This is a genomic window from Aggregatibacter sp. Marseille-P9115, from assembly GCF_920939465.1.
Classification (GTDB): domain Bacteria; phylum Pseudomonadota; class Gammaproteobacteria; order Enterobacterales; family Pasteurellaceae; genus Aggregatibacter; species Aggregatibacter segnis_B.
The window spans coordinates 468,728-491,330 of sequence record NZ_OV100759.1 but is presented as its reverse complement, the minus strand read 5'-3'; the positions used below and the strand labels follow the sequence as shown (position 1 = coordinate 491,330).

At 41.0% G+C, this 22,603-nt stretch carries 16 protein-coding genes; 11 read left to right on the top strand and 5 right to left on the bottom strand.

All coding sequences use genetic code 11. From position 1 onward, the window contains the following. Positions 1 to 36: 36 nt before the first annotated feature. The 7 genes from LQ983_RS02215 (at position 37) to modD (ending at position 8,137) form a co-directional block, all read left to right on the top strand. Positions 37 to 237 (top strand): DNA translocase FtsK, encoded by a 201-nt coding sequence (locus tag LQ983_RS02215; protein ID WP_111296503.1) that lies wholly within the window; start codon positions 37 to 39, stop codon positions 235 to 237. After that, on the top strand, positions 234 to 1,067 hold the full coding sequence (locus LQ983_RS02210) for a Sir2 family NAD-dependent protein deacetylase (protein ID WP_230621486.1): 834 nt from the start codon (positions 234 to 236) through the stop codon (positions 1,065 to 1,067). Before LQ983_RS02215 ends, LQ983_RS02210 begins: the two co-directional genes overlap by 4 nt. Positions 1,068 to 1,077: 10 nt before the next feature. Next, positions 1,078 to 1,830, top strand: coding sequence for a PP2C family serine/threonine-protein phosphatase (locus LQ983_RS02205; RefSeq protein ID WP_230621485.1), 753 nt, complete (start codon positions 1,078 to 1,080; stop codon positions 1,828 to 1,830). Positions 1,831 to 1,867: 37 nt separating this feature from the next. Beyond that, a complete protein-coding gene (locus LQ983_RS02200) occupies positions 1,868 to 3,169 on the top strand; it encodes a DUF262 domain-containing protein (protein WP_230621484.1) in 1,302 nt (433 codons plus the stop codon). Next, positions 3,156 to 5,084, top strand: coding sequence for a DUF262 domain-containing protein (locus LQ983_RS02195; protein ID WP_230621483.1), 1,929 nt, complete (start codon positions 3,156 to 3,158; stop codon positions 5,082 to 5,084). Before LQ983_RS02200 ends, LQ983_RS02195 begins: the two co-directional genes overlap by 14 nt. 62 nt (positions 5,085 to 5,146) lie before the next feature. Further along, a complete protein-coding gene (locus tag LQ983_RS02190; protein ID WP_230621482.1) occupies positions 5,147 to 7,198 on the top strand; it encodes an ATP-binding protein in 2,052 nt (683 codons plus the stop codon). Positions 7,199 to 7,288: 90 nt separating this feature from the next. Next, complete coding sequence (modD, locus tag LQ983_RS02185; protein ID WP_230621481.1) at positions 7,289 to 8,137, top strand: ModD protein; 849 nt, start codon at positions 7,289 to 7,291, stop codon at positions 8,135 to 8,137. Positions 8,138 to 8,202: 65 nt separating this feature from the next. Here the strand turns inward: modD and LQ983_RS02180 are convergent, their stop codons facing one another. Next, positions 8,203 to 8,538 carry a hypothetical protein gene (locus LQ983_RS02180; RefSeq protein WP_230621480.1) on the bottom strand — a complete coding sequence of 112 codons (336 nt, stop codon included), beginning with the start codon at positions 8,536 to 8,538 and terminating at the stop codon, positions 8,203 to 8,205. Positions 8,539 to 8,747: 209 nt separating this feature from the next. Here LQ983_RS02180 and tldD point away from each other — a divergent pair, with 209 nt between their 5' ends. The 4 genes from tldD (at position 8,748) to pbpC (ending at position 19,637) form a co-directional block, all read left to right on the top strand. Further along, on the top strand, positions 8,748 to 10,196 hold the full coding sequence (tldD, locus tag LQ983_RS02175; RefSeq protein WP_230621479.1) for a metalloprotease TldD: 1,449 nt from the start codon (positions 8,748 to 8,750) through the stop codon (positions 10,194 to 10,196). A 49-nt stretch (positions 10,197 to 10,245) separates the two neighbouring features. Then, positions 10,246 to 16,005, top strand: coding sequence for an alpha-2-macroglobulin (locus LQ983_RS02170; protein ID WP_230621478.1), 5,760 nt, complete (start codon positions 10,246 to 10,248; stop codon positions 16,003 to 16,005). A 150-nt stretch (positions 16,006 to 16,155) separates the two neighbouring features. Further along, positions 16,156 to 17,169 (top strand): YeiH family putative sulfate export transporter, encoded by a 1,014-nt coding sequence (locus LQ983_RS02165; protein WP_230621477.1) that lies wholly within the window; start codon positions 16,156 to 16,158, stop codon positions 17,167 to 17,169. Between the two features lie 110 nt (positions 17,170 to 17,279). Next, on the top strand, positions 17,280 to 19,637 hold the full coding sequence (gene pbpC, locus LQ983_RS02160) for a penicillin-binding protein 1C (RefSeq protein ID WP_230621476.1): 2,358 nt from the start codon (positions 17,280 to 17,282) through the stop codon (positions 19,635 to 19,637). Between the two features lie 72 nt (positions 19,638 to 19,709). Here the strand turns inward: pbpC and LQ983_RS02155 are convergent, their stop codons facing one another. The 4 genes from LQ983_RS02155 to lolB form a co-directional block, all read right to left on the bottom strand. Next, the gene (locus tag LQ983_RS02155; RefSeq protein WP_006717498.1) at positions 19,710 to 19,856 is read right to left on the bottom strand and encodes a hypothetical protein; all 147 of its coding nucleotides are present in this window, start codon (positions 19,854 to 19,856) and stop codon (positions 19,710 to 19,712) included. A 183-nt stretch (positions 19,857 to 20,039) separates the two neighbouring features. Next, positions 20,040 to 20,990, bottom strand: a complete 951-nt coding sequence (locus LQ983_RS02150) for a ribose-phosphate pyrophosphokinase (protein ID WP_006717500.1) — start codon at positions 20,988 to 20,990, stop codon at positions 20,040 to 20,042. A 41-nt stretch (positions 20,991 to 21,031) separates the two neighbouring features. After that, entirely contained in the window at positions 21,032 to 21,952 is a 921-nt protein-coding gene (gene ispE / locus LQ983_RS02145) for a 4-(cytidine 5'-diphospho)-2-C-methyl-D-erythritol kinase (RefSeq protein ID WP_230621475.1), read from the bottom strand. Continuing rightward, positions 21,949 to 22,575, bottom strand: coding sequence for a lipoprotein insertase outer membrane protein LolB (gene lolB, locus LQ983_RS02140; RefSeq protein ID WP_230621474.1), 627 nt, complete (start codon positions 22,573 to 22,575; stop codon positions 21,949 to 21,951). The genes ispE and lolB overlap by 4 nt, the downstream gene beginning before the upstream one ends. Between the last annotated feature and the right edge of the window lie 28 nt (positions 22,576 to 22,603).

The following is a 22,603-nucleotide window of genomic DNA, read 5'->3' as shown; positions in this document are numbered from 1 at the left end:
TTAATCCCTTTGTCATCGCAGCACAGGAGAAAAATGATGCCAATGAAAGTCACTTCTAATCGAGATCCGCTTTTTGAAGAGGTAAAAAAATATGTGCAACAACAAAAAATTGCGTCTTGCTCAATGATTCAACGGCGATTTAGGTTAGGTTTTAATCGAGCGGGGCAAATTTTAGAGCAATTAGAAGAAGCTGGTGTTATTTCAACAATGAAAAATGGGCAGAGAAAAGTACTATGAAAAATGATTTGAACTATGCCGTGGAGCTTATCCGCAAAGCGGATGGCATTTTGATTACTGCCGGTGCAGGCATGAGTGTGGATTCAGGTTTACCGGATTTTAGAAGTAGTGGAGGATTTTGGAACGCTTATCCGGCATTTCGTGAGCATAATCTGAATTTTCAGGATATTGCGACACCGATGTCCTTTGAAACGCACACGGAGCTGATCTATTGGTTTTACGGGCACCGTCTAGTGCAATATCGTAACACTACGCCACATGAAGGTTATCAAATTTTAAAACGCTGGGCAGCCGAAAAACCACATGGTTATTTTGTGTTTACCAGTAACGTGGATGGTCATTTTCAAAAAGCCGGATTTGAAGAAAAACGGGTTTATGAAGTGCATGGCACGCTAGAACGTATGCAATGTGTTCATGATTGCCATCATCAAAGTTGGACGGCGAAGGATTTTCAACCGGAAGTGGATAATGCTAATTTGCGCTTAATGAGCCCTTATCCACGCTGTCCTTTTTGTGGTGGCTTAGCAAGACAAAATGTCTTAATGTTTGACGACTGGTTTTACAATAGCAATTATCAAGATTTGAAACGAACCTCCTTAGATCTATGGATTAAAGGCGTGCCGAATTTAGTGGTGATTGAACTCGGCGCAGGCAAAGCGATTCCAACGGTTCGATATTTTTCCGAACGCACGGCAAAAGCCAAGAAAGCCGGTTTTATTCGCATTAATCCGCAAGACGGTGGCGTATCAAAACATCATTTTTTGGGGCTGGATATGACCGCACTTGAGGCTTTAAAAGCAATCGATGTTTTATTGAATCAATCAACATAAGGAAACCAATATGCAACATGTCTGCCAAATCACCTTTTGTCAGCAAATTGGAAAAAATAAAAAGCACAATCAAGATGCGTTATTTAATGGTGAAACGGTTTTTCAGTTTAAATTAAAAACAGCAGAAAAACGCCTTGAAAATCGACCGCACTTTATCATTGGCATTGCCGACGGTATTTCCAATAGTAATCACGCGGAAAAAGCCAGTAAGTGTGCCATGTCGGCGTTGCAAAAGATTCAGACATTAAGTCGAAACACCATTCCTTATTTGCAAGATAAATTATCGGAACAGTTAGCAGACACCTATTTTGGTTCGGCAACCACATTCGTCGCCGCGGAAATTGATCAAGTCAATCAAAAAGCCAAAATTCTTAGTGTGGGCGACAGTCGCGCTTATTTAATTGATGCTCAAGGTAAATGGCAACAGATTACCCAAGATCATTCTATTCTTTCTGAATTGCTGGCTGATTTCCCTGATAAAAAAGAAGACGATTTCGCCACAATTTATGGCGGTGTTTCTTCTTGTTTAGTCGCGGATTATTCCGAATTTCAAGATAAAATTTTTTATCAGGAAATTGAAATTCAACAAGGTGAAAGCCTATTACTTTGTTCTGATGGCTTGACCGACGGGCTTTCAGATGAAATGCGCGAAAAAATTTGGCAGAAATATGCCGATGATAAAACACGCCTCACGGTTTGCCGCAAGATGATTGAGAAGCAATCGTTTTCGGATGATTTTTCGGTTATAATCTGCGCGTTTTGATTCATGTTAAAAAATATTCTAAGGAACCTAAATTATTATGAGTGATGAAAAAGCAAAAATACTTAAGATTAAAGATGTATTTGATTTGAAGTTGAGCATTCCTGATTATCAAAGACCATACAAATGGACAGTTAAAAATGTTCAGCAGCTGATTGATGATTTACTTGCTCATTTCCGTGATAGTAAAGTTTATCGAATCGGTACAATTGTTTTATATAAAAATGGAGGTAAGTCTGAAATAGTTGATGGACAACAGAGACTGACTACGCTATCGCTATTGCTTCATAAATTAGGTAGGAAAGATATTTTATTTTTGCAGGAAAAGTTAAGTCATAGCATTAGTAAATTTAATATTATGGAGAATTATAAATTTATTAATGGCTATAATTTTCCTTCAGGATTTGAAGAATATATCTTAAAAACATGCGAAATGGTTCGTATTGAACTTGATGATTTAGATGAGGCTTTTCAGTTCTTTGATTCACAAAATGCGAGAGGAAAGCCTCTTGAATCATATGATCTCTTAAAGGCATACCATTTAAGAGAGATGAGAAACAAGCCAGACCAAATTATTCATCAGTGTGTTGAATGCTGGGAAAGAGCAGCAATGTCTGATGATATTAATAATTTAAATAAAATTATTAACTCTATTCTATTTAGATTGCGCCGTTGGCATTATCAAGAACATGCCGAAGTATTTTCGGCTAATGAATTGGATACATTTAAAGGTGTTAGTGAAAATGTTGAATACCCTTATTTGAATGGCGTCTTAGCTACAAATGCGATACAGAAGATGTCTGCAGAGAATCCTTTCTTATATCGTTCAATATCTCTATTTCAAGCTAGTCAAACATTAGTTAATGGAAAGTATTTTTTTGATTATGTTCAACATTATGCTGTTATCTATGAGCAGTTATTTAGAAAAGAGACAGGTTTTATAGATCGGTTTAATGAAATTAATGGTATTGATTTAGAAACTAGTTTAATAAGCTTTTTAAATAATTATGAATATAGTGATCGAGTTGGTGACAAATTCCTTAGAAATTTATTTGAATGTACACTTTTATTCTATTTTGATAAGTTTGGAGATAATAATTTTTCTGAGTTTATGACAAAGGCTTTTCTTTGGGTTTATCGTCTTCGTTTTGAATATCAACGTATTAGTTTTAAAACAATAGAAGATGCGGCTCACGATAGTAATGGATTGCTATCTTACATTGAAAAATCTATTACACCAGTACAAGTTATGCGATTTATTCCAAAATTAGATGGGATTAGATTTGATAATGTAGATAAAAAAATAAAAGAAATTTTTGGAGTTAGAGATGAGAAAAAGTAATAATTATGTAAAACCGTTAAAGATAAATGACCTCTTAGATAACGATAAATATATTATTCCTATTTATCAACGTAATTATGCATGGGAAGATAAAGAGATTAGCCTTCTTATTCAAGATCTTGGTAATGCTTGCCAAAAATCTAAAGAAAATTACTACATTGGTAGTTTAGTCGTCTATAAAAGAGAAAATGGAGATTTTGAGGTTATAGATGGTCAGCAGCGATTAACTACTCTAACGTTGATTATGTACTATTTGTGCAAGAATTATTTGCACGAGATTAATTTCGCTAGAAATGTATACTTCGAGCATAGAAAGGATTCTGATTTGGCTTTGGAATATTTAGAATCAGATAATATTCCTTTTATATTTAAAAATGCTTTAAAATTAATTAAAAAACATTGGGAAATAGCAGTGAAATCTACTGGGCGAAAAGAAAGAGACTTAGCCGATTTTCTGCTTGAAAAAGTTGAAATTATTAGAACAGAAGTACCTAAGGATACAGATCTCAATCATTATTTTGAGATTATGAATACACGAGGAGAGCAATTGGAGAAACATGAAATTCTTAAAGCTCGTTTATTGGAGATTTTACCTGAAGGAATCCAACGTTCTGTTTTTTCCCAAATTTGGGATGCCTGTTCTGACATGAGTCGGTATGCTTTAATTGGAATAGAATCAGGTCTTCGAAGTAATATTTTTGGTAAAGATTGGCAGGACATTCCGAAATTATTTAACGACATTATTCAAGATTACAAGATTAATATTGAAAATACTAATAAAAAGGTAAAGGTTCAACAAGATGCAGATAGTACAGGTGATCAATCATCGATTCTTGAGTTAATTGATAAGTCTAACGAGCAAGTCGTTCAACCTATACAAAATAACGAATTTGCTGAAGGTAGCTTTAACTCTGTTATTGACTTTCCTAACTTCTTGATGCATGTGTTAAGAATTTATTTAGAACTGCGTTGTGATGACAGTAGATTTAAAGATATTTCTTTAGATGAAAGAGAGCTATTAAATTCATTTGGTAAAGACTGGAGCAAAGAAAATGTTATCGACTTTATTGATACATTGTTATCTTGCAGATATTTATTTGATAAATATGTTATTAAATCAAGCACATTACGTTCAGAAGATGAGCATTGGTCTTTATGGAAGATTGTAAAAGGAAGTTCAAATAATTATTACTATAAAAATACTTTTGGTGGTGATAATAATGAATCGAATGACACTGAAAGTAATGAGCAAACAAAAACTACAATAATGTTACTTTCAATGTTTCACGTTTCTAATCCATCTCGTATTTATAAAAACTGGCTATATGCAGTACTACGGGCATTATATATGCATAGGGAGGAAATTAAATTTAATAGTTATATAAGATTTTTAGAGAAATTATGCGATAAATTCTATTTTGGTAATAATTGCCAAGAAAAAGATATTACCGATATTATCTTAGGAGAAGAAAAAATTAATTTTTATTCAAATAATAAAAAATGGAATGATGGAGTTCTGGTTCCTAACTTTGTATTTAATCGATTAGATTACCAACTATGGAAAAAGTATAAAGAAAAGTACCCTAAGTTTCGATTTACTTTTAGAAGTTCTGTTGAGCATCATTATCCTCAACATCCATCTGAAGAATATGGATTAGAGAGATTAGAGAAAAAGATTCTAGATAATTTTGGCAACTTATATTTGTTATCTCAAAGTAAAAACTCTCGTTTAAGCAATTTAACACCTGAAGCTAAATGTAGTTATTATAAGAATAAAAATTATGATAGCCTAAAACAGGCTTTAATGATGGAAAAAACAAAAGAGCTTAATAATTGGAAAAACAAGGAGATATTAAAGCATGGAGAAGAAATGCTCGAAATTCTAAATCAACCTTTATCCAAAACTGATTCCTAACGACACCTTTTGTCGCACCTCTCACTAAAATACTCCTTACCAACCCAGTAAGGAGTATTTTTATGTCTAAATATCAGTTAAATCCACCGACAGTGTCTTCTTATACTGAAAATATGATGCTTAAAGTTTTATTTGAGCATAAAGGTTTTTCTGAAGTGTTTCGGGAGAGTAGTTGGCGAAGTGATGAAATTGCCAGTGCGTTTGGACTGCCTGAAGAATTAGAGAATGATAAAAATCTACGCACGGTTGCTCGTCGGCTTTTAAAAGCGCGTTATAAAACACTTCAAAAATCCACCGCACTTTTACCGGAGTTATGGAAACAGGCGTATGAAAATTTGGCAACGTTGGCAGAATTTTTGCAGCTGAATCCCGTTGAACAGGAACTTCTTCGCTTTGCCATGCATTTACGCAGTGAAGGGCCTATGCGAGATTTGTTTGAGTACTTGCCGAAATCGGATTTACAAAGAACGGCTGCGATCATGGCGGATTTACTTAAACAGCCGAAAAATCAGATTCTATCTGCCTTAAAGAAAGGCAGTAAACTCGATGCTTATGGCCTGATTGATCGCGATTATCGCCCCGATAGTGTGCATGATTATTTAGATTGGGGCGAAACCTTAGATTTTGATGAATTTGTGACACAACCATTAAACGAAAACGTCCTATTAAAATCTTGTACGGAAGTCGCTCAAGTGCCAAGTTTGCAACTGGATGATTTTGCCCATATTGCCGGCATGAAAGAGATGATGTTGACCTATTTACAACAGGCACTAAAACATCATCGGAAAGGCGTGAATCTTTTAATTTATGGTGTGCCGGGCACCGGTAAAACCGAATTTGCCGGATTGCTTGCACAAGCATTAGGGATTTCGGCGTATAACATTACTTATATGGATTCTGACGGAGATGTTGTGAAGGCAGAGCAACGCCTGAACTACAGTCGCCTTGCTCAAACGCTATTGAACGGCAAGCAGGCGCTTTTAATTTTTGATGAAATTGAAGATGTGTTTAACGGCTCGTTTGTGGAGCGTTCTGTTGCGCAAAAAAATAAAGCGTGGACAAATCAGTTGTTGGAAAACAATAACGTGCCGATGATTTGGTTATCCAATTCGGTACATAGCATAGATGTGGCTTTTTTACGTCGCTTTGATTTTGTGTTTGAAATGCCGGATTTACCATTGAAAAATAAATCGGCGTTAATTTCGCAGCTGGCATGCGGTAAATTAACAGCAGAATATGTGCAGCATTTTGCCAAAGTGCGGTCACTTTCACCGGCGATTTTAACGCGCGTGTTTAATGTAGCAAATGCGGTTGATAACGGCCAAAAAGCCTTTTCTGAGGTTTTGCTTACGCTATTTAATGAAGCCTTACAGGCACAAGGTAAAAAGAAAATTGAGCCGTTGGTCGAAAGTAAACTGAGTTATCAGCTTGAGTGGGTTTCCTGCAATGAGAATATTCATAAAATCACCGAAGGATTAATGCGAACCAAAAAAGGCAGAATTTGCTGTTATGGCCCGCCAGGCACAGGGAAAACCGCTTGGGCTGGTTGGCTTGCCGAGCAGTTAGATATGCCGTTGTTGCTTTGCAAAGGGTCTGATTTACTCGATCCTTATATCGGCGGAACAGAACAAAAAATTGCGGAGGCATTTGAATCGGCGAAGCGTGATAATTGTCTGTTGGTGCTGGACGAAGTGGATTCGTTCTTATTTTCACGCGACGGTGCAGAACGTAGTTGGGAACGTTCTCAAGTCAATGAGATGTTGACACAAATTGAGCATTTTGAAGGTTTAATGGTCGTTTCAACGAATTTGATGAATATGCTGGATCCGGCCGCATTGCGGCGTTTTGATTTAAAGCTAAAATTTGATTATTTAACGCCACAACAGCGTTTGGATTTTGCTAAACAACAAGCGGAAAAATTGAATTTAGGGGAGTGGAATGAAACCCATTTAAAACGTCTCCTTGAGTTGAACTTACTCACGCCGGGCGATTTTGCCGCCGTTGCCAGACGACACAATTTTTCACCCTTTGAGAATCTAGAAGATTGGTTAGAAGCCTTGCGTGGTGAATGTCGAGTGAAGCCGGCGTTTTCCCGTAAAAAGGTTGGTTTTTAATCGTTGCTATATTTTGATTTATATAGACAATATTCTAAATCCTGTTATTGGGGACCATTGCATTTAGGACGATTTATTTAAGGAGAACACATGATTTATTTTTCAGATAAAGAATTAGACGATTTTTTATTGGAGGATATTTATCGTGGCGATTTGACGACGCGTGCGCTCGGTTTGGACAACGTACCGGCGAGAATTTTATTTAAACGCAAAAATGCCGGTATTGTGGCGGGAATCAGCGTGGCAGAAAAATTACTGAAAAAACTGGATCTTGAACCGCAGGTTTATGTGCAGGAAGGTGAAACCGTTGACGCCGGCACGGTGCTGTTAAGTGCGGTGGGTTTTGGCGACAAATTACATCAGGCATGGAAAGTGGTTCAGTTGGTGTTGGAGTGGTCTTGTGGCGTGGCGCAATACACGGCGGACATGATTGCTAATGCCAAAGCCATTCATCCTCATGCGGTGGTGGCTTGCACCCGCAAAAGCATTCCGAATACCCGAAAGCTAGCAACCAATGCGGTGTTGGCGGCGGGCGGGCATATTCATCGTCAAGGGATTAGTGAAACACTGCTAGTGTTTACCAATCATCGCAACTTGCTTGCGGAACCCGATAATTGGACGGCAATCGTGGAACGTTTAAAACGGGAAGCGCCGGAAAATAAAATTACCTTGGAAGCGGATAATTTCAGTCAATTTGAACAAATGTTGGATGCCGAACCGGATATTATTCAGCTGGATAAATGGTCGGTGGATGACGTGAAACGGGCATTGTCTTTGGTGGCGGAAAGCGGTAAAAAAATCATCCTTTCTGTTGCAGGCGGTGTGAATAAACATAATGTTGCTGATTATGCTAAGTTGGGCATTTATTTGTTTATCACCTCCGCCCCTTATTATGCACCGCCAGAAGATATTAAAGTGGTGATTGAACGGCAGTCTTAAAAACACCGCAAAAAACGACCGCACTTTTCGATTAAAAGTCTCATTCTGTATTCACGCTGTGGCGGTTAAATGCAACCGCCGCAACTGCCACAACGCCAGTCTTCCGAGTTCACCGCTTGATAAAATGCGCGCATGTATTTTTCTTCCAAGGGAATGTCGTATTGAATAAATAAATCTGACAGCCAATCCATGTTGGCTAAAATCCAGTCGCTTTCATCCAAGCCTTCTAAGTAAAGCTCATCTTCGGGATCAATAAAATTATAGATATTTCTGGTGCCCATATCTTTATCGCGGCGTTCAGCGGGGAGGTCGAGTGGAATGTCGTTATAGCGAATATCCCAATGTCCTAAGCAGAGCGTATGCCCTTTTGCCGTCCATTCGGCTTTAAATGGATTTTGCATAACCTGTTACTTAATTGGAAAAATAAGGGGTTCAGTATAATCCCCTATAAAAAATGAGCCATACTACAAAGACGGTAATCTGAAAGCTGATGACAAAACAGATCTACACCAACCATATCAAAAAGTGATTAGCCTTTCCCCGAGAGCGCGAATTCGCTATAATTTGCGCATTTTTTATCAATCTATTTTTCGATATAAGTAAATATTTCATGTTAAAACAAGTTACCGAGTCTTTATTAACCCACAGTCATTTGGCGTTATCCGATTTATCCAATGTATTTGATACGTTAGCGCAACGTAACGTGGATTATGGCGATTTATATTTTCAGCTAAGTCAGGATGAAAACTGGGTATTGGAAGACGGGATTATTAAAGAAGGCGGATTTCATATTGATCGCGGCGTGGGCGTGCGTGCGGTAAGCGGTGAGAAAACCGGTTTTGCCTATTCTGACCAAATTAATTTAGCCAATTTGCAACAATGCGCTCAAGCGGTGCGCGGTATTGCACAACCTTCCCAAGGTAATTTTATTCTGCCGGTGAGATTTAACCCGGTGGATGCGCCTTTGCGTTATCAATCCATTAATCCGTTATACAGTTTAAGCCAAGAGCAAAAAATTGAGTTATTGCGTTTAGTGGATAGAACGGCTCGTGCGGAAGACCCGCGAGTGGTACAGGTGAATGCCGGATTGAGCATGGTGTATGAAGAAATGTTGGTGGCGGCCACGGATGGCACCTTGGCAGCTGATATTCGCCCACTCATTCGTTTATCGGTTTCTGTATTGGTAGAACAAGACGGTAAGCGCGAGCGTGGTAGTGCGGGTGCAGGTGGTCGTTTTGGCTTGGAATGGTTCTTTGAAAACTATAAAGGCGAGCAAAGAGCGGTCTATTTTGCGAAAGAATCGGTGCGTCAGGCATTAGTGAATTTAGGCGCGGTGGCAGCACCGGCAGGATTAATGCCGGTGGTATTGGGCGCAGGTTGGCCGGGCGTGTTATTACACGAAGCGGTAGGACACGGCTTGGAAGGCGATTTTAATCGTAAAGAAAGCTCCTTATTTACCGGTAAAATCGGTGAATTAGTCACATCGCCTTTATGCACGATCGTGGATGATGGCACTTTAATGGATCGCCGTGGCTCGGTCACCGTCGATGACGAGGGCGTGCCTGGTCAATATAACGTGTTAATTGAAGACGGTATTTTACAAAAATACATGCAAGATAAAATGAATGCCCGTTTGATGGGCGTGCAACCGACAGGCAACGGACGTCGTGAATCCTATGCCTATTTGCCAATGCCACGAATGACCAATACCTACATGTTAGCAGGCAAAGATAAATTTGAGGATTTGGTGGCTTCCGTAGAACACGGCATTTTTGCACCGCACTTTGGTGGCGGCCAAGTGGATATTACCTCCGGCAAATTCGTGTTTTCTACTTCAGAGGCTTATTTGATCGAAAAAGGAAAAATCACCAAGCCGGTGAAAGGCGCAACATTAATCGGCAGCGGCATTGAAGTGATGCAAAATGTGTCTATGGTTGCCGATGAGGTGGAATTGGATCATGGCGTCGGTACTTGCGGTAAAGAAGGGCAAAGTGTGCCGGTGGGCGTAGGGCAACCGGCGTTGAAAATCGATCAAATTACAGTAGGCGGAACGAATTAATAATGGTAAATAACAGCGTCAATTTTAAAGTTAATCAGGGGAGCATCTAATGCAAGGCAAAATAAAATTTTCAGTGCTTGGTGCACTCGTGTTAGCCATAACAGCCGGTGGCGGCAGTTATTGGTATCAGCAGCAAAAGGGAAATGAAAACAATGCGGTTCACGTGAAATTTAATCCCATTGAACCAACCTATTACGGGGAAGAGGGTGCATCAAATACCGTTTATCCACTGAACATTGAATTTAATGGCGCCGCCGCACCGATTGATAAACTGAAAACTGAGATCACGCAAGGCATTAAAATGGAACCTGCCCTTGAAGGGAGATGGGTTTGGTCGAGTGATAATTTACTGAGTTTTACGCCCGCACAGGATTGGCCAACAGGGCAAGAATATAAAATCACGTTAGATAAAACGGCATTAAACCCAGGGTTAACCTATGCGAAATCGGTCACCACGCCGCATTCTGTGAAAACCCAGCCTTTTAGCGTTGTCGACTCCGATGCGGACTTTTATCAGGATCCGAATGTCTTTCATGTTCGTCATGCGTTAACACATTTGGTGTTTTCTAATCCGGTTGATCCGAAAGCGTTAGAAAGTGCGGTTGAAGTAAATTTAGTCCGCAAAAATCAGGATCAATCGCTCAATTTGATTAATCCGTTGAAATTTAAGATTCGTTATTCCGACAATAAATTGGAAGCGTGGATCAGCTCGGATGACCTGTCTTTATCGACCCAACCGAATCAATTTGTGCAAACCAAAATTAGCCAAACGTTGCGTGCGAAGACCGGTGTGAATACCTTAGACAAAGACATCACTAAGCTCGTGCCAGTGCCGACGAAATACAGTCTGCAAAACGAAGATAATAGTTTTAAAGTCATTAATAATCAGCAAAATGAAGCGGAACAGGTTCTAACCTTTAATTTTAACTATGGCGTGAAAGGTAAAGACATTGCTGAGAATCTTATTGCGATCTTGTTACCAGCATTACCGGAAGGACAAAGTTGGGAATCGGAAAAATTAACGGAAGCGGCGGTGAGACGAGGTGAACGCGTTCAACCGGAATTAATTCCAAGCGAACATCCTTACTCAGCGCAACAATCTTTCCGTTTTGATATTCCGGAAGGACGTTGTCTGTATTTGCAACTGAATAATAAATTCACAGCCTTAGGCGGTTATCAACTGAAAAAACCGATTGGCAGCTTAGAATGTGCGCCGAATTATCCGACCTATGTCGGCTTTGTGGGAAAAGGTTCTTTATTGTCTCAATATGGCGACGGCAAATTAACCCTTGCTGTACGTAACGCTGACAGTGTGCAACTGGATATTGGCCGCGTACAGGCTGAGCAACTTCGTCATGTGGCAAATTTAAACAGCAATAGTTTCCAAAAACCGGATTTAGGCAATTTGAAATTTGACGATATTGCGACGTTTAAAACGGAGACCCTTACCGTAGCTAACGATAATCCACGTAAATCAGATTATCTCAGCGTAGATTTATCGCAAAAAGGTTTGCCGAAGCAAGGAATCTTCTGGGTAAAAGCAAGTGCGGTGACTTCTGGTAGTGAATCTGACGGCGATAATTTAAAAGATAGAAAAGATGAAGACAGCTACTATTATTGGGATTCCGATCCGAATTCACAAACCAGTGATTACCGTTTAATCGTGTTAACGGATTTGGGCATTATTGCGAAAAAAGCTGCGGATGGGACACAATCTGTTTTCGTGCAATCTATTGCCAGTGGCGCACCGGTGTCGAATGCGTTGGTGAAAGTGATTTCCCGTAATAACACGGTGATCGCCAGCCAATTTACCAATAAACTTGGGGTGGCTCAGCTTCCATCTTTAGAGAATTTTAAGCAAGAACTTGAGCCGGTCATGTATTTGGTCACACGCGGGCAAGATCAGTCTTTCCTACCAATTGATAAATCAGACCGCACTTTAGATTTCTCCCGTTTTGATATTCGCGGTCAGGAAATTTCGCCGGAACAAAACGCCATTAAGACCTTCTTGTTTAATGATCGAGGTATTTATCGCCCCGGTGAGTCCGTGTATATCGGCATGATCAGCAAGGCGTTGGATTGGAAAAAATCCTTGGCCAATGTGCCACTTACTTTGGAAATCACGTCACCGTCCGGTAAAACACAATGGCAAAAAACGATCCGTGTGAGTGAAAGTGGTTTTAATGATTTGACTTATCCGTTGTTGGAAAATGCAGAAACCGGTGAATGGACGGCACATATTTCTATTGGTCAACAGCAAGAACAAATTGATGTTGGTTCTATGACGTTCCAAGTGCAGGAATTTGAACCGGATACGTTGAAAATCAATACGATGTTTAATCGTAGCCAACAAGCCGGTTGGGTTTCTCCGCAGGATTTAAAGGCGACCATCCATTTAACGAATTTATTTGGTACGCCGGCGCAAAAACGCCTAGTGAGTGCAAACATCATGTTGCATTCTCTTTTCCCGAGCTTTCCTGAATACAAGAACTATCAGTTCTATGATAATCAACGCAATAAAAATGCGATTTTGTTGGAAACCGAATTACAGGATCAAACCACGGATAATAACGGTGATGCCGTTTTTGCCTTGAATTTAGCGCAAGAAGCGGAAAATACCGTACAGATGTTGTATTTCACGGCGGACGGCTATGAAAATAACAGCGGTCGTGGCGTATCTAAAGTGCAATCGGTGTTGGTTTCTGCGCAACCTTGGTTAGTGGGCTACAGCAGTGCACAAGACTTGAATTATTTAAGAGAAAACGGCGTAAGTCAGGTGAACTTAATTGCGATTAATCCAAGTCTGCAAAAAATTTCCGTGCAAGGGCTAAGTGCGGTCTTAATGGAGCGTAAATATGTTTCCGTGCTGACCGAACAACGTTCCGGTGCTTATAAGTACGAATCTAAACTGGTGGAAAATCAAATTGATGAAAAACCGTTGGATATTGATCAAAGCGGGTCTGATTTTGTTTTGAATACCGAGCGTAGTGGTGATTTTGTATTGGTCATTAATAACCAATACGGTGAAACCGTCAATCGCATACCTTATACGGTGATTGGCAACAGCAACGTCTCTGTCGCCATGGATAAAAACACTGAACTTAAATTGAATTTGAACAAAAAACAATTTATGCCGGGTGAAGAAATTGAAGTGGCGATTAACGCACCTTATGCAGGGAGTGGATTAATTACTATCGAACGAGATCGTGTATATGCTCATCAATGGTTTAAATCCTCGACTAACCGTTTTGTACAAAAAATCAGAATTCCTGAGAATTTTGAGGGAAGTGGCTATATTAACGTTCAATTCTCTCGTGATATGCAATCCGATGATATTTTCACCAGTCCGCTAAGTTATGGCGTTGCGCCGTTTAGCGTCAATGTGGATAACCATCGTTTGAATGTGACGTTAAATGCACCACAGCAAGTGAAGTCCGGTGATAAAGTGCAGTTTACGTTATCTGCTGATAAACCAAGTAAAGCGGTGATTTATGCGGTGAATGAAGGCATCTTGCAAGTGGCAGGGCATAAACAAGAAGATCCGTTGGCGTTTTTCTTCCCGAAATATGCCCTTCAAGTGGAGACCTTGCAGATTTTGGATTTGATTTTGCCGGAATTTCGTAAAGTGTTGCAGTTTGCACAAACCGGTGGTGACTCAGAAGAAGTGGCTATGTTGGAAAAAGCCTTAGCGGCCAATACCAATCCATTTAAACGTAAAACCGATAAACCGGCTGTGTTCTGGTCAAATATTGTGGATGTGGACGGAAGCAAAATGGTAACTTACCAAATTCCACCGGGCTTTAATGGTAATTTGAAAGTCATGGCGGTTGCCGTAACAAATGACGGTTTACAAATGAATATCGCACAAGCGGAAACCTTGGTGCGTGACGACATGATTTTATCGCCAAGTGCGCCGATAACCTTGGCACCGAATGATGAAAGTAAAGTCAGTTTGACCGTTTCGAATAATACGAAGAGTAAACAAAATGTGCTTGTTCAGCTCAATGTTGCACCGCAGTTCCAAGTATTAAGCAATGCGAAAACCTCCATTGTATTAGCCCCGATGAGCGAAGGCGTGGTGGATTTCCAATTAAAAGCAACAGATTTGCTTGGTAGCGGTATTTTATATTTCACCGCAGCTTACTTAGATGAACAGCAACAACCGGCACAGGTTGAACGCAAATACGGTATTTCTGTGCGTCCACTGACGGCGAAACAGCAATTCATCAAAGTGGGTGATGTGGCGGCAAATCAACAGGTACAAGGCGAATTACCGAATCTGTTGTTCCCACAACGCCGTGAGCAATACGCGCTGATCTCTTCCGCTCCGTTAGTCTTAGCGAAAGGCATCACAAGTTATTTAGGCAACTATGATAACTTCTGTACGGAACAAATTATTAGTGCGGCAATGCCTAATCTGTTATTGGCGAATAATCCTGAGTACCAAAGTTTACTTGGCGTTTTATCACAAGCGGGCGACAAGCAAGCTATTGAAGCCACTAAACAGCAATTACACAATAATTTGAATCGTGTCTTTAATTTATTACCGGCGCGTCAAACTGAGAACGAAGGCTTTGGTGTATGGTCAGGTTTAGATGAGGATGATGCCTTCTTAACGGCTTATGTGGCGCATTTCCTCATTGAAGCGCAAGAGCACAACGTGCAATTACCGGCAGCATGGATTGCACCAAACGGCTTGTTTAATCAAACAATTGCGGCATTAGAACGTTTAAGTCGTCCGGAAAGTGAAGATGACTTAGCCATGCTGCGTCAACGCGCTTATGCTACGTACTTATTGGCGCGTTTAGGTCAAGTGCCAAGCGACAGCTTAATGTCTATCCGTAGTTTATTGGAGCGTCATTTCAAAGCGGAAGAATGGCAATCTGATTTAGCCGCGGCTTGGTTGGCTGGTGCCTATCAGTTGGTGAAACAGGAAGAAGATGCAAACACGCTGATGAACAATCTGATGGCAAACTTTGATCATCCACAGGCGAAAAGCGAATGGTTCTATCGCGATTATTTAGATCCGTTGATTGAGAAAAGTTCGGTGTTGTATGTGTTGTCACGTCATTTCCCGAAACAGGCAGCGCTATTATCTAACGGATTGTTTGAAGGCATTGTGCAAGATTTAAACGAGGATCGTTATAACAGCTTGTCTTCCGCAATGGTGCTTTTAGCATTAGAGGCTTACGGTAAGCAATACCCTGACCAACTTGAAAAATTACATATTCAGCAAGAAGGTCAAAATATCGGCGGTGTACAAGGTGCTTTTGTGTTAGCCAATATCAATGCAGACAAAGCTGCGCTTAACTTTGTTAACCAAAGTACGCAAAGAGCCTGGTATGCCATTAGCCAATCCGGCTATGTACAACAGCCGTCTGCTGAAGCGATTAAAAACGGCGTGGAAATCGACCGCACTTACTTAGATAAAGACGGTAAACCGGTGACTTCTGTGAAACTTGGCGACATCATTAACGTACAAGTCAATGTGCGTACATTGCAAAATGTGCAAGACAACATGGTGATTACCGACCTTTATCCGGCTGGATTTGAAGTGGTAACGGGGAATGGTGACATGAGTGCACAAGAGGAAACTAAACAACGTTTTAACTGGGTACACCGTGATTTGCGTGAAGACCGTATGTTGAGCTACGGTTCCGTGGGTGAGACCACCACCGTCATTCAATATCAATTAAAAGCAGTGAACGTGGGTAAATTCAAAATTCCACAAGCTTATGCAGAAAACATGTATAACCGTGCGGTTAATGCCCAATCTGCTGCGAAAGGCGATATTGAAGTGATTCAATAATCGCTTAAAAAATAAAAAACTCTCCCTCGTTTGATGGAGAGTTTTTTATTGCTAACGGTTTACAAGCCCTAAAGTGCGGTCAGAATCAACTGCATTTTTCGCTGTTCTCAGCGTATAATGAAGCCTCATTTCCCTTTCATGACAAATCCAATGAAAAATCAATCATTCTATTTCGGACTGATTTGTGTGGCGTTTTTAGCATTTATCGCACAACAAATAAGTCAAACACCATTTGCTCAGCAGGCGCATTTAAGCGCTCTTATTATTGCCATTTTGCTGGGGATGCTCTTTGGCAATAGTGTTTATAAACGTTATGAAAGCCATATTGAAAAAGGCGTGTTGTTTGCTAAAGGCCAGATTTTACGTGCCGGGATCGTGTTGTATGGTTTTCGACTCACCTTGCAGGATATTACTGATGTGGGAATAAACGCAATTCTGACCGATGCCCTGATGTTACTTTCCACTTTTTTGCTCACCTGTATTATTGGTATTCGTTATCTCAAAATGGATAAACAACTTGTTTATCTCACGGCTTCCGGTTGCAGTATTTGTGGTGCAGCTGCCGTGATGGCTGCCGCACCGGTAACAAAGGCAGAATCGCATAAAGTCTCGGTGGCGATTGCGGTGGTGGTGATCTTCGGCACGCTGTCTATTTTTCTGTATCCGCTATTTTATCCTTGGGTGAGCTCATTCATGACACCACACCAATTCGGTATTTATGTGGGCTCCAGCGTGCATGAAGTGGCGCAGGTTTATGCCATTGGCGGCAATATCAGTCCGGTTGTTGCGGACACGGCAGTGATTACCAAAATGATTCGGGTCATGATGTTGGCCCCTTTCTTATTGGGATTGTCTTGGCTTTTGACTAAAGATGCACAAGCGGGAGAGTCTCGGAAAATCACTATTCCATGGTTTGCTCTTTGGTTTATTGCTGTTGCGGTGTTCAATTCGTTTAATTTATTGCCGCAAGCGTTAGTGACATTTTTGGTGGAGCTTGATACATTTCTGCTTGTTTCTGCCATGGCTGCGTTGGGGTTAACAACGCATATCGGCGCCATTAAACAGGCCGGTTTTAAGCCGTTGATTCTCGGCACCTTGGTTTACCTTTGGTTAATTGTCGGTGGTTTGTTAGTCAACTATGAAGCCGGGCTCTTTTTGTCATAGGCAGAAAAGGAAATTTAATCGTAAGTTAAGTAAAAAGGGCGGAGCTGTCTTGGCGATAAAACACATTGAAAATCTACCGCACTTTTTTGTTTTTGTCATGTTTGATGGTTATGTCACAGAAATTTCGTCAATGCTTGTATCTTGTTTTATGCGGTTTATTTGTTATAGCCGTAGTGGTTCATTTTTTACCTCATGAGCCTTTGAAACAACGTTTTCCCTATTCTGTCGCAGTGTATGACGAACAGCAGAATTTATTACGCCTAACCACAGCAAAAGATCAGAAATATCGCCTTTGGACGCCATTAGAAGAACTCTCGCCACAATTAGTGGATGCCGTGCTTTTTCAGGAAGATGAATGGTTTTATTATCATTTTGGGGTGAACCCTTACGGTTTGTTGCGTGGCGCGGCACAAACCTATCTGTTAGGTGGCTCACCGCAGGGCGGTTCTACCATCACCATGCAATTGGCGCGGATTCTATGGAATATTGACAGCCGCACTATCCACGGGAAAATCGAGCAAATTTTCCGTGCCGTTCAATTAGAGTTGCAATATTCCAAACAGGATATTTTAGAAGCCTATTTCAACTTTGCGCCTTATGGACGAAACATTGAAGGCGCCGGTACGGCAAGTCTGATTTATTTTAACCGAGCCAACAAAAACCTAAATTTAGCGGAGGCCATGACCTTAGCGATTTTGCCAAAAAATCCGAACGGCTACATTCAACAGAATAATCAGCAACTGAATCCGCAATTGTTCAATGCGCGTAATAAACTGTATGCCCGTTGGGTGGAAAGTCATCCGCAAGATCGCCAATGGCAATCCCATTTCAAATTGAATTATCCTTTACGCCCCATTGAAAAACTTCCTTTTTTCGCACCGCACTTTACCGACCAAGTATTGCAACAATATGCGGAAAAAGAGGAGGCTAAAAATGGACGTCTTGTCACCAGTTTAAACAGCGGCTTACAACGTTTGGTTGAGCGAATCAGCCAACGCTATTTGCAACAACAAAAAAACTATGGCGTGAATAATCTGGCGGTATTGTTGGTGGATAATCGCACCATGCAAATTAAAGCCTTGGTAGGTTCCGCTGATTATTTTAATCCGCAAATCAGCGGGCAAATTAACGGCACATTGGCAAAACGTTCTTATGGTTCGACCTTGAAACCGTTTATTTATGGCTTAGCCTTTGATCAAGGGCTAGCCCATCCTAAAACGATATTAAAAGATTTGCCGACGAATTTTGCCGATTATCAACCGGAGAATTATGAAGGTAATTTCCTCGGACCGGTGAGCGTTACGCAGGCATTATTACAAAGCCGCAATATTCCAGCAGTCGAGATGGCACAACGTCTGAAATATCCTGATCTTTACGATTTGCTGAAACAAGCGGAAATTGTTTTGCCGAAGGAAAAAGCCCATTATGGCTTGTCGTTGGTGTTAGGCGGTGCCGAGCTTTCCATGCAGCAGCTGGCCGGTTTATATGCTGCCCTTGCCAATGGGGGAAAATGGCAACCGTTGCAATCCTTGAAAGACGCCTCCTCCGAACAACCTGTCCCGTTATTAAGCCGGGAAAGCAGTTATATGTTAGGCGACATTTTATCGCAGAATATTCGCACCGATATTTATAACAAAGCCATTAAAACCAAGTTACCGATTTATTGGAAAACCGGCACGTCTAACGGATTGCGCGATGCTTGGACAGCCGGCTACTTCGGCAATTACACGTTGGTCGTGTGGTTTGGTCATTTTAACAATAAAAGCAACCCGCACTTTATCGGGCGTCGCCTGGCTGCACCGTTATTTTTACAGCTGGCAGATGCGATTATTGCGCAATCTCCGACGATGCAAGATCCGCTTAGCCGTGAAAAGTTAACTTTAAAAGATGTACCGGTATGTGCCGCCGATGGCAACTTACCGAATAGATATTGCCAGCAACTTACCAATACTCTTTTTATTCCAGGTAAATCGCCCATTCAGGTGAGCAATATCTATCAGCAGTTACGCGTACGCAAAGGCACGGATGTTTTAGCTTGTGCAACGGATCCGAGTGAGGAGACTGAACAAAAAATTTATGAGATCTGGAGCAGTGACTATCAAAAATTGTTTGCTCAAGCCGGAATCATGAAACGTAGCCCGATGGTCAATGCCGAATGCCCTTATGAACAGCAAACTCAGTCTTTACAACAGATTACGCATAATCCGCTGAAAATTACCTCACCACTGGAAAATCGAATTTATTTTATTAATACGAATAGTGTAGAAGACCACATTCCGTTAATTGCCACGACCTCAGGCGAAGTTCAGCATCTTTATTGGTTTGTGAATAACGCGTATTTAGGTGAAAGCAGGGCAGACGAAACATTTTTATGGAAACCAACAAATATCGGTACATATCAAATTACCGTTGTTGATGAAGCAGGCTATCGGGCGACAATGAATGTGACGGTGAAAATCACCCATTAAGGAAATGAAAGTGCGGTCGAAAAAATAGGTAAATTTTCTACCGCACTTTGAGATTTGAGATAGGATTTGGCGTTAGTTGTTGATACCCAATGTTTTGGTGTTTTTATCGAATTTTAAACCGGAGTGAGAACCTTCGGAGCCATTAAAATAAATATCTTTTGGCTGAGAACAGGCGGTGATGGTTAAAATTGCCGTAAAGACTAAAATAAGTTTTTTCATGTGATACCTCTATGTGTCAAAAATATGGTTGTAATTATAGCATGGGAAGGCAGATTTAAGGTGGTGAAACAAGGAAACCAATAATTAAAAGTGGGAATATTGATTTGATATAAAAACAAAAGGCTTAGTTTTCTAAGCCTTTTGTCATTTAAAGTGCGGTTGATTTTATGCGTTTTTTTTCGCTTATTCATCAAACATTGCAGAAATGGATTCTTCGTTGCTGATACGGCGAATTGCTTCTGCAAGCATTTTGGATAATGTTAGTGAGCGAACTTTACCTAATGCGATAATTTCGTCCGTCAATGGAATGGTGTCTGTCACGACAACTTCGTCTAGCGCATCGCTGGCAAGGTTTTTTGCGGCAGAACCTGAGAATACCGCATGTGTAGCGTAAGCGAAGACGCGTTTAGCACCACGTTCTTTTAAGGCTTCAGCCGCTTTGCATAAGGTGCCGCCGGTGTCGATCATGTCATCAACTAAGATACAATCGCGATCTGCTACATCACCAATGATGTGCATTACTTGAGAAACATTGGCACGTGGACGGCGTTTGTCGATAATCGCCATGTCGGTATCATTTAATAATTTCGCCACAGCACGGGCACGTACGACACCACCGATATCCGGAGACACAACGATTGGATTCACTAAGTCGGTTTTTTTCAAAATGTCATCGATTAACACCGGGGAACCGAATACGTTATCTACCGGCACATCAAAGAAACCTTGGATTTGTTCTGCGTGTAAATCGCAGGTTAACACACGGTCAACGCCAACGCCGGATAAGAAGTCTGCCACGACTTTTGCTGTAATCGGTACACGAGCAGAACGAACGCGGCGGTCTTGGCGGGCATAACCGAAATAAGGGATTACGGCAGTAATACGACCGGCAGAAGCGCGACGTAAGGCATCAACCATAACCAATAATTCCATTAAGTTGTCATTCGTTGGTGCACAGGTTGATTGAATGATAAATACATCGCTACCGCGAACATTTTCATTGATTTGCACTTGTACTTCACCATCGCTGAAACGACCAACGGTTGCATCGCTTAATTTCGTTTTTAAGCATATTGAAATGCGTTTGGCGAGTTCCGGTGTTGCGTTACCGGCGAAGAGTTTAATATCAGGCATTGTAAGTTTGACCTCAGGTGTTAGATGATAAAATTAGGGGGTTAACGGAGAAACGGATTTTCACTTTTAAGCTGTTCCAACATCGTGCGTAACGGTGAAACGTTTAATCCTTTGGCGACAAATCCAAAATATGCTTTTGGCATGTCGTTGAGCACGGATTGAGCAGATTTTTCATCGTCAAATTCCGCAAAAACACAAGCGCCGGTTCCTGTTAATCTTGCCGGAGCATATTCTACCAACCAGTTCAGTATTTCTTCAACCTCTGAATAGTAATCTCGTACAACTTTTTCGCAATCGTTTACGTATTCTTCGGACAATAATTGTTGCAGTGATTTTTTTGGGGTATTTCGCGGCAAATCGGGGGAGGAAAAAACCACGCCGGTAGAAATAGACACATTCGGTTTAATCACTAAATACCATTTCTCCGGTGGTTCGCAATAGGTGATTTTTTCACCTACGCCTTCGGCAAACGCGGCTTTGCCATGCACGAAAATGGGGACATCCGCACCTAAGCTTAAACCAAGAGCGGCAAGTTGCTCGGTGTTTAAATGGGTTTTCCATAAATAATTTAAGGCGACAAGCGCTGTTGCCGCATTGGAGGAGCCGCCACCCACGCCACCACCGATGGGCAGAATTTTATCTAATTGTAAATCCGCGCCGAGTAAGCAACCGGTTTTTTGCTGTAATAAATGTGCCGCACGATAAATCAAATTATCTTCAGATGCCAAATCAGCGATTGGTGAAATTAAATTGATTTTGCCGTCATTTCTCACCTTAATCGATAGCCAATCGCCAAAATCCACAAATTGAAATAACGTTTGTAATTCGTGATAACCATCCGGGCGTTTTCCGTTGATATACAAGAACAGATTTAATTTCGCCGGGCAAGGGAAACGCAGGCCGGCTTCATTATTTAAGCTTTCTGGCACTAAAAGTGCGGTGGAAAATTGGTATGTTTTCATTTTAAGTTCCATTCATCCACACGAATCTTCAGGGTTTGTCCTTCGGTTTTCAGCAAGATATTTTCTGGCATCGGTGGCTGTCGATTGAGGTGATAGGACAGATAATCTGCCGTCCATGTTTTACCATCAACGCGATGAGTAAAAGAGCCGAGGAAATGATTGTCTGCCACTAAATAGTCGCTGTTATCTTTCGGTTGGCCTTTTAGCCAAAAGACAAATTGATCGAGTGGGAAATCCATGCCGATAATTTCTCTGAGTAACATTTTTGCGTCGGTAGCGGAACGTTGACGACCTTTATTGTCGGAAATTGTCATGCCTTGTGGGTGCATTTGAATTTGTAGCGTTTCGCTGCTGAGCGTGGAATAAAGTTTCAACGTGTAATTTTGTGGATCTTGGTATTGCCAGTCAAAACGGGTAGAGAAACGTTCTTTCGTGCTGATATAACCCAGTTGGCCTAAAGCTTGGTAACTTTTGATTTGTTGTAACTGTTTTAAGTGCTGTTGCCATGTAGGATCCGTTTTTTCGATGTATTTTACATCGGTAGGGCGTTGCTGATCGACGGTACAGCCGCCCAATAACAATCCGGCGAAGAGAATCCAAAGAGAAAATTTAATGGTTTTCATACATGACCTGTTTGATAAAAAATAACGG

Excerpts from the sequence above, each read along its gene's own strand:
- LQ983_RS02215 (WP_111296503.1), top strand. The coding sequence starts at position 37 with ATGCCAATGAAAGTCACTTCTAATCGAGATCCGCTTTTTGAAGAGGTA.
- LQ983_RS02210 (WP_230621486.1), top strand. The coding sequence starts at position 234 with ATGAAAAATGATTTGAACTATGCCGTGGAGCTTATCCGCAAAGCGGAT.
- LQ983_RS02205 (WP_230621485.1), top strand. The coding sequence starts at position 1,078 with ATGCAACATGTCTGCCAAATCACCTTTTGTCAGCAAATTGGAAAAAAT.
- LQ983_RS02200 (WP_230621484.1), top strand. The coding sequence starts at position 1,868 with ATGAGTGATGAAAAAGCAAAAATACTTAAGATTAAAGATGTATTTGAT.
- LQ983_RS02195 (WP_230621483.1), top strand. The coding sequence starts at position 3,156 with ATGAGAAAAAGTAATAATTATGTAAAACCGTTAAAGATAAATGACCTC.
- LQ983_RS02190 (WP_230621482.1), top strand. The coding sequence starts at position 5,147 with ATGTCTAAATATCAGTTAAATCCACCGACAGTGTCTTCTTATACTGAA.
- modD (WP_230621481.1), top strand. The coding sequence starts at position 7,289 with ATGATTTATTTTTCAGATAAAGAATTAGACGATTTTTTATTGGAGGAT.
- LQ983_RS02180 (WP_230621480.1), bottom strand. The coding sequence starts at position 8,538 with ATGCAAAATCCATTTAAAGCCGAATGGACGGCAAAAGGGCATACGCTC.
- tldD (WP_230621479.1), top strand. The coding sequence starts at position 8,748 with ATGTTAAAACAAGTTACCGAGTCTTTATTAACCCACAGTCATTTGGCG.
- LQ983_RS02170 (WP_230621478.1), top strand. The coding sequence starts at position 10,246 with ATGCAAGGCAAAATAAAATTTTCAGTGCTTGGTGCACTCGTGTTAGCC.
- LQ983_RS02165 (WP_230621477.1), top strand. The coding sequence starts at position 16,156 with ATGAAAAATCAATCATTCTATTTCGGACTGATTTGTGTGGCGTTTTTA.
- pbpC (WP_230621476.1), top strand. The coding sequence starts at position 17,280 with ATGTCACAGAAATTTCGTCAATGCTTGTATCTTGTTTTATGCGGTTTA.
- LQ983_RS02155 (WP_006717498.1), bottom strand. The coding sequence starts at position 19,856 with ATGAAAAAACTTATTTTAGTCTTTACGGCAATTTTAACCATCACCGCC.
- LQ983_RS02150 (WP_006717500.1), bottom strand. The coding sequence starts at position 20,990 with ATGCCTGATATTAAACTCTTCGCCGGTAACGCAACACCGGAACTCGCC.
- ispE (WP_230621475.1), bottom strand. The coding sequence starts at position 21,952 with ATGAAAACATACCAATTTTCCACCGCACTTTTAGTGCCAGAAAGCTTA.
- lolB (WP_230621474.1), bottom strand. The coding sequence starts at position 22,575 with ATGAAAACCATTAAATTTTCTCTTTGGATTCTCTTCGCCGGATTGTTA.